Origin of the sequence: Zunongwangia sp. HRR-M8, assembly GCF_027594405.1 — a bacterium.
Taxonomy (GTDB): Bacteria; Bacteroidota; Bacteroidia; order Flavobacteriales; family Flavobacteriaceae; genus Zunongwangia.
Map to the genome: position 1 here is coordinate 333,185 of NZ_CP115161.1, position 12,915 is coordinate 346,099.

Below are 12,915 nucleotides of genomic sequence, written 5' to 3' on the forward strand. Positions count from 1 at the left end.
AAAAAGAAGATTATTCAAAATCTGAATCTTGTACTCCTTCATTAATTTTATACTCCTTAACTTTAAGATCGAAAGACTGTGGTCCCATACTCTGAGAAATAGTGAAAGGCATTTTTATGCCTTCTACTTCTTGATAATCACTATAAATTGTAGGGATACTCATTGTTTGTCCCATTTGTGAAATAGTGGTAAGTGTTTTCACTTTAAGTCCGCTTTCCACGTCATAATAATTGGTAGTGCTTTCGTTTACTTTTACCGCGTAAGTATCGCTGCCTTCAACATCTTCGATACCCGTAACTTTCGCATTTTTACTTATGCTAAGTTCTGGGAATGTGTTAGCTTCAATGGCTACAGCATCAATTTGATCCTGACTCATATCCATTTTTTGTCCTTGGACCATCATATATCCAGTTTCTCCATTGTAAACCTGTTTTTGCATCACATTACCAGAAACGCTAACAGTTTGAGAGAATTTACCGGCGCTGCTTTTACGTTGTTCTAAACTTAATTCTTGTCCCTGTATAGACGTAGTGGCAGTAAAAGCAATAGTGTTTATGGCTTCGGCAGCTTCTGCGCCTCCAATGGCTTCAATATAATCTGAATATACTTTCTCTACAGTAACCGAAGGGTCTAAAGCTTTGTTGTAGTCTGGTTTATCAATCTCTTCACCATATTTGTTGTAATATTTAACTGGGAAAGTTTTTCCCTTATATTGCATCTTTTCAAGATTTTCAGCTACTTCGTTTCCTTTTCCTGCAATTACAATTCGTGATTGATCGGCAAGGAAATATTTTTTAGCAACTCTTTGAACGTCTTCTAAGGTAACCTTATCGATGTTTTCTAAATATTCTTTGTAGAAGTCTTCGTCTAAATCTTCAGTTTCAACCTCCATTGCAAAACTTGCGATAGTAGAGGGCTGCTCTAAACTAAGCACAAAATCCCCTGTAAGTTTCGCTTTAGCATTAGCTAATTCAGATTCAGAAACCTTTTCATTTCTTATTCTGTAGATTTCATCTAAAAATGCTACAACTGAACTATCGGTTACTTCGTTACGAACACTTGCACTTGCTACGAAAGTTGCAACATGTTTGTCATTACCAGTTCTCGAATAGGCGCCGTATGTATATCCTTTATCTTCTCTAAGGTTTAAGAATAAACGAGCTTCGCCTCCCCCGCCTAAGATTTTATTGGCTACCATTACAGGAAAATAATCTTCCTGTTTTTTCTGAAGGTTAATTGTATTTACTAAAGCAATTTCACTTTGTACTGCATTTGGCATGTCTACAAAGTTAATTTCAGTTTTATCTACATTTTTAACTTCAGGAATTTTAATTTCAGGTACTGAAGTCTTTTTCCAATTAGAAAATTCCTTCTTCACAAGTTTCTTTACTTCTTTCTTTTCTACATCACCTACTATTACCAAGTAAGCATTTGCAGGAGAAAACCAGGTTTTATAATAATTCTCTACATCAGTAAGACTTATATTGTCTATTGTTTCCTGAGTTTTAAATTCACCATAAGGATGGTTTTTACCGTAAGCTAAAGCAGATCTTATTCTACCCGCGTTATAAGAAACATCTTTTTCGTTATTCTTCAAATAGTCTTTAGTACGAGCTATAGATTTATCGAATTCTTCTTCTGTAAATTTTGGGTTAATAATTCCATCTGCAACTAGTCCAAGTATCTCAGGAAAATATTTTGAAAGCGTATTTGCATAAGCTCCTCCAGAAGATAGGTTAACTCTAGCGCCTAAATAGTCCACTCTTTCATTAAATTCATCTTTAGGGATGTTAGTAGTTCCTTGTCCCAGAAGTTCGCCCATTATACCGCTTACTCCTGCTTTTTGACCTTCGGAATGCGGAGGGTTATCAAACCTAAGTGCCATGGCTACCCTAGGTAATTTATGGTTTTCTACCAACATTACAGTTAAGCCGTTGTTTAGCTTAAATGTTTCTGGTTCTTCTACTTTAACTTTTGGTGCCGGCCCGGGTTCTGGCATGGTACTGCGATCTACCTGAGCATTGAGGCCTACAGTTCCTAAAAGGAATACTGTTATTGCTACTATATTTTTTTTCATCTTTCTGTAGTTTGTTGTTATTCTGCTTCTTTTGCTTCTGGCAGATAATCGATAATTACTCGTTGATTTGGCTTAAGATATTTATTAGCAACTTCTTTAATGTCTTCTCTAGTGATGTTGCGATAAATATCTATTTCTTCATTTATTAGACTAGTGTCTTTGTAAAGAAGGTAATTACGAGCTAAAGAATTAGCTACGCCGGCAATACTAGAGTTCGAGTTAACAAAATTATTTTCAGCTTTATTCTGAAGTTTTTCGAAGTCATTTTCAGAAATTAAATCATTTCTAAGCTTTGTGATTTCCTCTTCGATTTCTTCATTGAGTTTATCAACACTTGTTTCTCCCTGTGGAAGAGAGTAAATAAGATACATACCGTAATCCTCTTGTTCTAAATTTAGCGCCCCAGCCTCTAAAGCAATATTTTTCTCATCTACTAATTTTTTGTAAAGTTTTGAACTTTTTCCATCACTTAAATAGGTAGAGATCATGTTTAATACGTAAGAATCTTTGTTGCCAAATTCAGGCGTTCTATAGCCGGTGATTGCCATTGGGATCTGAATGTTAGCATCATGAAATTCGCCATGAATTTCTTTAGTAATAGGATCTTCTTTTGGGTAATCTCTGGTTACTTCTTCACCAGCCTCGATTGGGCCAAAGTAATCTTTGATCATTCCTTTAGTTTCTGTTATGTCGATATCTCCGGCAACAACAAGAACAGCATTATTAGGAACGTAATATTTATCGAAATAATCTTTAAACTCCTGTAGTGTTGCGGCATCCAAATCTTCCATATAGCCTATATTAGGATCTTTATATGGATGTTTTTTGAACATGTTCTTCTGCACTGCAGGGAGAATGTTTCCATAAGGAGAATTATCCATACGCATTCTACGCTCCTCTTTTACCACTTCATTTTGAGTATCTACACCTTCTTGCTTAATAATTGGATGCATCATTCGCTCAGATTCCATCCATAGTCCTAGTTCTAGATTATTAGAAGGGAAGGTTTCATAATAATATGTGCGATCATTAGTTGTATTGGCATTATTATCTCCGCCATGAGAACTAACGATTTCAAACCATTTTCCTTTTTCAATATTTTCTGTGCCTTCAAATAATAAATGTTCGAAAAAATGGGCAAAACCAGTTCTACCTTCTTCTCGATCTTTACCACCTACGTGATACATTACAGCAGTTGTAACTACAGGAGCTGAATTATCCTGATGTAAAATAACGTGAAGCCCATTATCGAGATCATATTCTGTATACTCAACTTCCTGGGCAAAGCCAACAGATCCTAATAATAAAGCACCTGTGACCAGCTTTAATTTGTTAATCATTGTGTATGGTTTATAGTTATGCTATGCGTTAGTGTGGAAAGATACAATTTTGTTACAATAAGAAAGTGATAAAATTTGGTATTAATTTAACACAAAACGTATAATTATCTTAATTAACAAGCTGTTAAAGATAGTTTTCGAAGTTTTTTAAGAACTTTATTTTTAAAACTAATAATTATGAAAAAAATAGGTGTTCCTGCAAAATTCGGAATCATGATAGCAGTAGGTCTTATTGTTTACTTTTTAGCACTATCTTTAGTGGGTTTACATACCAATCCATTATTTAGTTTTTTTAATGGTGTAATAATGGGATTAGGTATATGGTTTGCTATTAAGGCAAAGCAAAGTCAGGAATCTGGGAGGTTTAAATATGCACAAGGATTTAGTACAGGATTAGTAACCGGCTTTATTGCCACCACAATTTTCACAGTATTTTTTGGTATTTATGCGAGCGAACTCAATACAGATTTTCTAGATCAATACCTTACGGTTTGGCGTAGTGATTATAAAACAGGTTTAGGTGTTACCCTTTTTACGGTATACGCTATGGGAGCGGCGAGCACCTTTGCCCTTACCCTTGCATTTATGCAATTATTTAAAAATAGCTGGAATACACAAGAAGCAGAAAAACATACACTTTAAAATTGGTGTTGTAGTAGTGTACAAATTTTGTTCAAATTTTCATGAAGTCTTTGCTAATTAATTATTTAGAATTATATTTGCACCCGCTTTGAATAGAAGCAAAGTATATTTAATTAATTAACAGAACACTATGTACGCAATTGTAGAGATAGCAGGGCAGCAATTTAAAGTTGCAAAAGACCAGAAAGTGTTTGTACACCGTTTACCAGGAGAAGAAGGAGACAGCGTTTCTTTCGATAAAGTTCTTTTAACTGGAGATGGTGACAGCATAACTGTTGGCGCCCCGGCTATAGAAGGTGCTCTAGTAGGAGCAAAAATTAATCGTCACCTTAAAGGAGACAAGGTAATTGTTTTCAAAAAGAAACGACGTAAAGGTTACAAAGTAAAGAATGGTCACCGCCAGTCTTTAACTGAAATTGTAATCGAGAGTATTACTGCTAAAGGCGGTAAGAAAGCTTCTGAAAGCAAAGCTGAGAAGAAAGAAGAGACTAAAGCAGAGAATGATTTAAGTAAGCACACAGTTGCTGAACTTAAAGAAATGGCTAAGGAAAAAGGAATTGAAGGATATTCTTCAATGAAAAAAGCTGAATTAATCGAGGCTTTAAGCTAAATTATTAAATTACTAAAAACCTTATAAAATGGCACATAAAAAAGGAGTTGGTAGTTCCAAGAACGGTAGAGAGTCAGAATCGAAACGTCTTGGAGTGAAAATTTTTGGAGGTCAGGCTGCTGCTGCAGGTAACATCATTGTTAGACAAAGAGGTACTGCACACAATCCTGGTGAAAACGTATATGCAGGTAAAGATCACACTTTACACGCAAAAATCGATGGTATTGTAAAATTCACTAAAAAGAAAGACGACAAATCTTTCGTTTCTATAGTTCCTTTCGAGGCTTAAGAAATAATTAGTTTATAACATAAAAAAGCCTTTCAGTTTTCTGAAAGGCTTTTTTATGTTTCAACAAATCCGGGAATAATATAAAATTCACAATGTAGCATTTTCAGTTTTAAAGAAATCGAATGCTATTAATGCGTTATATAATACGTAAATTCTCCAATTATATATCCAAATTGATATATAAAATAAGCAGACAGCGCTAATAGCATGCATGTCAAAATCAGTCTTTTTAGTTGTAATTTATTTATCATGGTTGTTAGAAATGGTCTATTTGTTTAATATACTATTTTTTTCGAAATGATTTTGTTTACAGTTATATAATAAAGACCTAACTATTACATTAAGCTCAAAGGGTATATTTCAGGTTTTATAATATCGTTTTATGAAATCGACTCTCTTTCTATACCTTTTTACAATTTCAAACCTTCTTTTTAGTCAGAATTATTCCACGAAACAATCCACCGATTCAATATTTTTTGAATTGAAAGGCGAGCTTGATTCGGCTTATGAAATGGGAGATGAAGCTGAAATTGCCAAAAAATACGTTCAGCTTGGCGATTATTACCATTCGATAGAAATTAATACTCAGGCGATCGAGCAGTATAACCAGGCATTATCAGTAATTGAAAAAGAAATCCCAGAATTAGAAGCAGACATTAAAAATAGGATTGGGCTTTCGTATATCAACCTGAAAAACTATGCGAAATCACGAGAATATCTAAATGAAAGCATTCGTATTTCCGAAGAAAAAAAACTAAAAGAGCGACTAGCTCTGGCTGAAAGTCTTTTGGGTACCACTTACGAGAAACAAGGAAATTATTTAAAAGCTTTAGAACATCAAAATAGAAGTTTAAGTCTTTATACCGAAGCTAAAGATCGATTGGGAATTGCTACGGTAAATGAAAACATAGGGAGCGTTTACGAAGATTTAGAGCAGTTTGAAAAAGCCCTTAAATTTTTTCAAATTTCGAATAGCCTTTTTAATGAACTTAATCATAAAGGTCGAATCAATGTACTAAATAATCTTGCAGATGTTTATCGAAAAACTGGCGATTATACAAATGCTATGACCTTTACAAACCGCGCTTTAAAGCTCGCCGAATTGTTTGAAGATCGTCATCAAATAGAAAGTGCGCATAAAGATCTGGCGAGATTGTATGCTTTAATGGGCGAATTTAAAAAAGCTTACGATCATCGTCTCATTTATGAAGAGCTCCAGGAAGAAGGGTTTTATTCTCAAAATTTTAAGCAGCTTAATACGCTGCAAACCATTTTTGACACCAAACAAAAGGAGTCTGAAATTGCTTTGTTGAAACAGGAAAATAAAGTAAATGAAGCCAATCAGAATTTGTTGATTTTTGGCGTTGCTTTGTTGATTTTATTAAGCGGCATTTCATTTTTCTTTTATAATAGAAAACGACAGGAAACTTCAAAACTTCAGGCGTATGAGCAAAAGCTACTGAAAGTTGAATTAGACAGAAAGGCTATAGAAGAGAAAAAACTTCAGGATGAAATTCGGTTAAAAACAGCATCACTTTCAAAATACAGTCTTAATATGGCACAGAAGAATAAGATGATTGCTGAAACTTCTTCAACTCTACAAAATTTAGCTTCGCGATCTTCCATAGATCCAGTTCCTAAAATTAAAAGTCTGGCCAAAGAATTAGATAAAAGTCTTGCAGAAGAACAAGAATGGGACGAATTTATGAGTTTCTTCCAGGAAATACATCCGCAATTTGTAAAGCAGTTGTCAGAACGTGCACTTTCAAAATTATCTTCAACCGAGTTAAGATTGGCAATGTTACTTCGGCTTAATTTATCGTCAAAAGAAATTGCAGCGATTTTGAGGGTCACACCAGATAGTGTTCGGGTAGCGCGTTATCGATTACGTAGAAAATTACCAATAGAGCAGAAGCAGGAATTAGTAAATTTTATGCTTCAATTTTAACTAAAATCGGCCTCTTTTTAGAGAAGGTTACTGTAATGTAAAGAAATCTTAATTGTTGCCTTGATGTAGCTGTTAAAAAATGATTTGTTAACTCTTTGTTGCTATAGCTTTTTATAGGTAAAGTCTTGTAATATATAGTTTTGGAGTATTCTTAAACTTAAAAAAATGAATCAAAAAAACTACTTAAAATTTTTGCTTGTAACGCTTTTTGTAACTCTAAATTTTAGTTTTACGCAGGCGCAAACGGGAGCAATTAGGGGAACTATTGCAGATGAGACAGGAATTTATGTTCCAGGTGCTGAAGTGATGATCCCTGAAATTAACAAAGGAACCACAACCAACTTTGATGGAAACTTTACAATGGTAGAAATACCAGAAGGAACCTATACGTTGGTGATTAAATATATGGGATACGAAGACTTAAATAAAGAAGTTACCGTAACGGCTAATCAAACTGTAGATGTAGATCTCGTTTTAAATTCTTCTACAACCACATTAGAGGCTGTACAGTTAATTGGTGGCGGTCTTAGCGCGCAGGCCCGTGCATTAAACGCGCAAAAAAATAGAACCAATATTACCAATATTGTATCTACAGAACAGATTGGTAAATTTCCCGATGCCAATATTGGGGATGCTGTAAAAAGAATTCCTGGGATCACCATGCAGGTAGACCAGGGGGAAGCCCGTAACATTATCGTAAGAGGTTTAGCACCTCAGCTTAACTCGGTAACTTTAAACGGTAGCCGTATCCCTTCGGCTGAAGGTGATAACCGTAATGTACAGATGGATCTTATTCCATCTGATATGATCCAAACGATAGAAGTTAGTAAGGCAGTAACACCAGATATGGATGGTGATGCACTTGGTGGTTCTGTAAATTTAGTGACTAGATCTGCACCAGAAAATTTTAGACTTGCAGCAACGCTAGGATCTGGGATCAACTTTATTACCGATAAACGAATTCTTAGTGGATCCTTTTTATTGGGAGATCGTACTAAAGACGGGAAGTTTGGATATATGATTTCCGCTTCGATAAATGATAACGATTTTGGATCTGATAATGTTGAAGCCGAATGGTCTGATGAGTTTGAATACAATACGGGGCTTCCAGATGAGAATGGCGATGATATTCTGGAAGAGGTCGATGTAAATCCTTATGCTAGTGCTTTCGAAATTAGAAAGTATTTAGTGCAGCGGGTTAGAAGAAGTTTTTCTGCAAACTTAAACTACGATTTCAACGATAATAACAGTCTTTATTTTAAGTCGATGTACAACTGGCGTGACGATCGTGAAAATCGTTTTGCTTATGCTTCAGAAATTTTAGATGCTGAAGATATTGGTGAAGGTGATTTTACGGTTACTAATGGGAATTTAGTTCGATTTCCTGCGGAAGCAGAAAGAGAAACCAAAGGAGGTATTCCTGGCGGAAGAATTCAAAATCGCAGATTAGAAGATCAGCGGATGCAAAATTATACTTTAGGGGGAGATCATTTGTTCGGAAACCTAAAATTCGATTGGATGGGCTCTTACGCAAAAGCTTCAGAAGAGCGCCCTAACGAGCGTTATATAAGCTGGGAAACCGAGTATATGGTAGATAACGGAATCGATCCTGAAGAACCATTACAAACTCCGGTAAATACATCTTCACCCTCAGATTTTGAGCTGAAGGAAATCACTGAAGAGTATCAATTCACTGAAGAAGAAGATGTCAACGTTTTTGCGAATTTCGAATTACCGGCAGACTTTTTTAATCAGGGTTCTGGAATCGTAAAATTTGGAGTAAGAGGGCGTTTTAAGAATAAGAATAGAGATAACAATTTCTTTGAATACGAACCCGAAAATGGTTTCGAAAATATGGCTCAGACCGATGTTATCAGAAAAGATGGAAACGATTTTCTCGCTGGAGAACAATACCGCCCGGGATTCTTTACATCGCCAGAATATCTGGGTTCTTTAGATCTAAATTCAGATCAATTTGGAAGTGAAGATCTTCCAGATGAATATCTTCAGGAGAATTTTGAAGCTGAAGAGAATGTATATGCCGGTTACATCATGGCAAATCAAAATCTATCTCAGAATTTCTCGATCTTAGCCGGTGTTCGTCTAGAAGCGACTAAGATTAGTAGTTTAGGAAACGAATTGATTTTTAATGAAGACGGAGATTTTGAAGAAGCTGCGCCAGTTAGAGATGAAAGTGATTACACCAATATTTTACCTGGGGTGCATTTAAAATATAATGTGAACAATAGTACCGTACTTCGTTTTGCTTGGACCAATACTTTGGCGCGCCCTAATTATATCGATCTTGTACCTTACCGCGCTGTAAATAACGAAGATGAAGAAATTTCTGTTGGAAATACAGATCTTAATCCTTCAACTTCAATGAACTTCGATTTTATGGCAGAGTATTATTTTAAGTCTGTTGGGATCCTTTCAGGAGGCTTGTTTTATAAAGATATAGAGGATTTTGTGTATACTTACATAAGTGAAGATGAAGCTACCGGTTACGATTTATTTCAGCCATTAAATGGTGACCAGGCAAATATCTACGGAGCTGAGGTTTCTTTCCAGAGACAATTAAACTTCTTGCCAGGATTTGCTAAAAACTTCGGAATTTATCTTAACTATACTTATTTACATTCTAAAGCAAACGGAATTAGAAATGAAGATGGTGATCTTAGAGAAGATGAGTTGTCTTTACCAGGTTCTTCTCCAAACATGTTCAATGGTTCACTTTCATATTCAGATAAACGTTTTAGCGCTAGACTTTCTGCAAATTTCTCTGATGCCTATTTAGATGAATTAGGAGGAAATGCATTTGAAGATCGTTACTACGATGAGCAGTTGTTTGTAGATTTTAATATGTCGTATTCGATCAATAAAAATCTTAGAATTTTTGCAGATCTTAACAATATTACCAATCAGCCATTACGTTATTACCAGGGAGTTGCCAATCGTACCATGCAAATGGAATATTACAGCCAGCGTTTAACTTTTGGTTTGAAATACGACCTATACTAAGGTGTACTAATTCAGTAGAAAAAATAATTTAAAAACATACAATTTTAAGTCTTGGCTTACCAGCCTGTAGATGGTACTTAAAATTCAAAAATATTAAAATGACAAAAATAAAATCGATCCTTATTTGCCTAATCTTAGCTTCATGTGGAACGCAATTACCAGAAATCGCACCCGATGTGGTTACTGAAAAAACATTGCACGATACCGACGATCCGGCAATTTGGGTAAACAAAGAAAACCCTGAAAAAAGTATTGTTTTTGGAACCGATAAAGATACCGATGGTGCGATTTACGCTTTTGATCTTGATGGGAAGATTATCGAATCTAAAACCATGAGAAACTTTAAACGTCCAAACAATGTAGATGTAGAATATGATGTAAAGCTTTCGGATAGTACTGTAACAGATATCATGATCTTTACAGAAAGAGAACGCGAACAGATTCGAATTTTTTCGGTGCCAGATATGAAGCCTTTGGATAATGGCGGATTTAAAGTATTTCAGGATACTCGTGAGAATGAAATGAGTTTACCGATGGGAATTTCGATCTATAAATCACCAAAATCTGGTAAAACCTATGCTATCGTTGGTCGTAAAAATGGTCCTAGAGAAGGTTATCTACATCAAATAGAACTTGAACCTGCTGGGGATCATTTAGCGCCCAAATTGGTGCGTGAATTTGCCAAGTTCAGTGGGAAAAAAGAGATCGAAGCTATCGCTGTAGATGATGAGCTTGGGTTTGTGTACTGCTCTGATGAAGGTGATGGGATTAGAAAGTATTATGCCGAGCCAGATATGGGGAACGAAGAGATTGGTTTTTTTGGAGGGGAGTATTTTAAAGATGATATCGAAGGTATTGCTATTTCTACGTATCCAAACGGAAAAGGACAGATTATAGTTTCTAATCAGCAGGAAGGAACTTTTAATTTCTTCAGTAGAGAAGATAATAGTTTTGAGTATGCACTGAATTTAGGAACTACAGAAACTGATGGTTGTGAAGTGACTACAGCGTCTTTAGGCGAAAAGTTTCCCAATGGGTTATTCGTTTCTATGAATGATAATGATGAAAGTAATTTCTTTTATCACGATTTAAGTCGATTAAAAGAGCCGAAGAAAACTGAAGAATAATTGTTTGATTCTGAAGAAAAGTGTCGGTAAGCTTTAAGTTTACCGGCATTTTTTGTTTTTAGAAATATTTTAATTTCTAAACCTAAAATAGTGTATTTTTAAAGTAAAATGAAATTCGATAAAAATGAAGGCAATTTTGAAAATAGGCATTGGACTTTTTTTCTGCTTAACTTTCAGCAATATGAAAGCACAGGATACAACACCAGAATTCGATAAAAACTTTACCCATGTGGTCTATTTCTGGCTTAACAATCCAGATAGTGAGCAGGATCGAGCCGATTTTCTAAAATCTCTGAACAAATTTATGGAAAACAGTCTTTACGCAAAGACTAAATTTATCGGAGAGCCGGCGGGAACACCAAGAGAAGTGGTTGATGGATCATTTACCTATTCTTTGATTCTTAGTTTTCCTTCAAAAGAGATTCAGGATAAATATCAAAAGGAGAAAGCGCATTTAAAATTTATCGAGGAATCGGAGCATTTGTGGAAGCGAGTGCAGGTGTATGATTCGGTTGGAATTAAATAAAGTACCTCTGGGTATTATACCCTTTGGCGGTGCCAATAAAAACAAAAAAATCCTCGCATTGCGAGGATTTTTTTATGCTGAAATTATATAAAATTAGTCTTCAAAATATACAGCAGAAACTTTGCTTAACATATTGTTTATAGCAGGAGTTGCGTCTCCAGAATCTTCATCTGAAAAAGCAAGAACTCTTCCGTCCCCGTTAGCTAATTCAGCTACGTAGATCATTCCAGAATCTTCATCATAAGAAACGTTTACAGGATTACCCAGCATGGTACTTGCTCCGGCAATTCGTACTTGCTCTCCAACAGCAAGCGTTGCTCCGTCTTCTGTAGCATTAAATTTATCGTCAAAATCCATAATTACGTGTAATGCACCATCGGAATCTGAACCAGCATCACCAATATCAGACATGATCATTGTTCCATCATCATAATCTAAACCATGTGTTCTTCCAATTCCTTCTAATGCGATCATTTTGGTTGCTTCTACCATTCCGTCTCCAGAATTAGATAGGAAATTATCGAAACTTGCCAGCATATTTGTTTTATCTACAACGGCATAAAGTGTATTGTCTACAAATTCGATTCCCCATACATCAAAATCTACCATCACGGTATTTCTTAGCGTCATCCCGTCTGCAGTTCTTGTATAAATAAAGAAACGTCCGTTTGGAGTGTCGTCATCGTCACCGTTGGTATCGGCATTATCGGCGATTACAACCATATCGTCTGATACAGCAATATCGCGTGGACTATCGACATTACCTGAACTCATAAAATCTGCCGTAGCTTCTGTAGACATATCGTCCCACATGCTCACATCTCCATAGTGCTGAATGCCAAGGGGATCTCTTGAAGCAATGATTAGTGCATCTGTATCATCATCATAGATAATTCCTTCAGCATCATTAGAATCTGTATTTAAAGTGTAGGAGTCTCCGGTGTCTAAATTGTAACCGGCAATATTTCCAGTATGCGTTGTGGCAAATAACATTGGAGCTTCTACTTCCATTCCGTCGTCGGTTTCGATCATTCCATCGTCGTCATCGCTACAAGAGGCTAAGGTAATTGTGGTTAAACCTGCTAAAAAAATGTGTTTTAAATTCTTCATAAATTAAGTTGTTTTGATTTGCAATATTTACGAATTAAGATTTGGTGTCGGTTTTTAAATTTCGGGGATTAACAAAGGATTAATATTTTTCAGAGGGTTTTAACGTGATTTGAGATTTTGAAAAATAACCGATACTTTTTTATTAACTTTATTACAACAGGACCTATGCGAGAAATTAAATGAACGCAACCTTTTTAATGTTGTGGTATCTATTTTATAAACTCC

At 35.5% G+C, this 12,915-nt stretch carries 10 protein-coding genes; 7 read left to right on the forward strand and 3 right to left on the reverse strand.

Annotated features, from left to right (window positions below; all coding sequences use genetic code 11):
• Nucleotides 1-10: 10 nt before the first annotated feature.
• On the reverse strand, nt 11-2,077 hold the full coding sequence (locus PBT89_RS01550) for a M16 family metallopeptidase (RefSeq protein WP_270063086.1): 2,067 nt from the start codon (nt 2,075-2,077) through the stop codon (nt 11-13).
• A 17-nt stretch (nt 2,078-2,094) separates the two neighbouring features.
• Nucleotides 2,095-3,417, reverse strand: coding sequence for a M16 family metallopeptidase (locus tag PBT89_RS01555; RefSeq protein ID WP_270063087.1), 1,323 nt, complete (start codon nt 3,415-3,417; stop codon nt 2,095-2,097).
• Between the two features lie 177 nt (nt 3,418-3,594).
• On the opposite strand from PBT89_RS01555, the gene PBT89_RS01560 reads away from it, so the two are divergent.
• The 7 genes from PBT89_RS01560 (at nt 3,595) to PBT89_RS01590 (ending at nt 11,580) form a co-directional block, all read left to right on the forward strand.
• Nucleotides 3,595-4,059, forward strand: a complete 465-nt coding sequence (locus PBT89_RS01560) for a DUF4199 domain-containing protein (protein ID WP_270059470.1) — start codon at nt 3,595-3,597, stop codon at nt 4,057-4,059.
• 130 nt (nt 4,060-4,189) lie between these two features.
• Nucleotides 4,190-4,669, forward strand: a complete 480-nt coding sequence (gene rplU / locus PBT89_RS01565; RefSeq protein WP_270063088.1) for a 50S ribosomal protein L21 — start codon at nt 4,190-4,192, stop codon at nt 4,667-4,669.
• Between the two features lie 28 nt (nt 4,670-4,697).
• Nucleotides 4,698-4,958 carry a 50S ribosomal protein L27 gene (gene rpmA, locus PBT89_RS01570; protein WP_270059468.1) on the forward strand — a complete coding sequence of 87 codons (261 nt, stop codon included), beginning with the start codon at nt 4,698-4,700 and terminating at the stop codon, nt 4,956-4,958.
• Nucleotides 4,959-5,439: 481 nt separating this feature from the next.
• A complete protein-coding gene (locus PBT89_RS01575) occupies nt 5,440-6,906 on the forward strand; it encodes a tetratricopeptide repeat protein (protein ID WP_270063089.1) in 1,467 nt (488 codons plus the stop codon).
• A gap of 165 nt (nt 6,907-7,071) precedes the next feature.
• Nucleotides 7,072-9,927, forward strand: a complete 2,856-nt coding sequence (locus PBT89_RS01580) for a TonB-dependent receptor (RefSeq protein ID WP_270063090.1) — start codon at nt 7,072-7,074, stop codon at nt 9,925-9,927.
• Nucleotides 9,928-10,025: 98 nt separating this feature from the next.
• Nucleotides 10,026-11,054, forward strand: a complete 1,029-nt coding sequence (locus tag PBT89_RS01585) for a phytase (protein WP_270063091.1) — start codon at nt 10,026-10,028, stop codon at nt 11,052-11,054.
• 181 nt (nt 11,055-11,235) lie between these two features.
• The gene (locus tag PBT89_RS01590; RefSeq protein WP_270063092.1) at nt 11,236-11,580 is read left to right on the forward strand and encodes a Dabb family protein; all 345 of its coding nucleotides are present in this window, start codon (nt 11,236-11,238) and stop codon (nt 11,578-11,580) included.
• A 93-nt stretch (nt 11,581-11,673) separates the two neighbouring features.
• On the opposite strand, the gene PBT89_RS01595 is transcribed toward PBT89_RS01590, so the two are convergent.
• Nucleotides 11,674-12,690, reverse strand: coding sequence for a hypothetical protein (locus PBT89_RS01595; protein WP_270063093.1), 1,017 nt, complete (start codon nt 12,688-12,690; stop codon nt 11,674-11,676).
• Nucleotides 12,691-12,915 lie beyond the last annotated feature (225 nt).

Bases quoted from the DNA above. Each gene is read 5' to 3' on its own strand.
- PBT89_RS01550 (WP_270063086.1), bottom strand. From the start codon at position 2,077: ATGAAAAAAAATATAGTAGCAATAACAGTATTCCTTTTAGGAACTGTA.
- PBT89_RS01555 (WP_270063087.1), bottom strand. From the start codon at position 3,417: ATGATTAACAAATTAAAGCTGGTCACAGGTGCTTTATTATTAGGATCT.
- PBT89_RS01560 (WP_270059470.1), top strand. From the start codon at position 3,595: ATGAAAAAAATAGGTGTTCCTGCAAAATTCGGAATCATGATAGCAGTA.
- rplU (WP_270063088.1), top strand. From the start codon at position 4,190: ATGTACGCAATTGTAGAGATAGCAGGGCAGCAATTTAAAGTTGCAAAA.
- rpmA (WP_270059468.1), top strand. From the start codon at position 4,698: ATGGCACATAAAAAAGGAGTTGGTAGTTCCAAGAACGGTAGAGAGTCA.
- PBT89_RS01580 (WP_270063090.1), top strand. From the start codon at position 7,072: ATGAATCAAAAAAACTACTTAAAATTTTTGCTTGTAACGCTTTTTGTA.
- PBT89_RS01585 (WP_270063091.1), top strand. From the start codon at position 10,026: ATGACAAAAATAAAATCGATCCTTATTTGCCTAATCTTAGCTTCATGT.
- PBT89_RS01590 (WP_270063092.1), top strand. From the start codon at position 11,236: ATGAAAGCACAGGATACAACACCAGAATTCGATAAAAACTTTACCCAT.
- PBT89_RS01595 (WP_270063093.1), bottom strand. From the start codon at position 12,690: ATGAAGAATTTAAAACACATTTTTTTAGCAGGTTTAACCACAATTACC.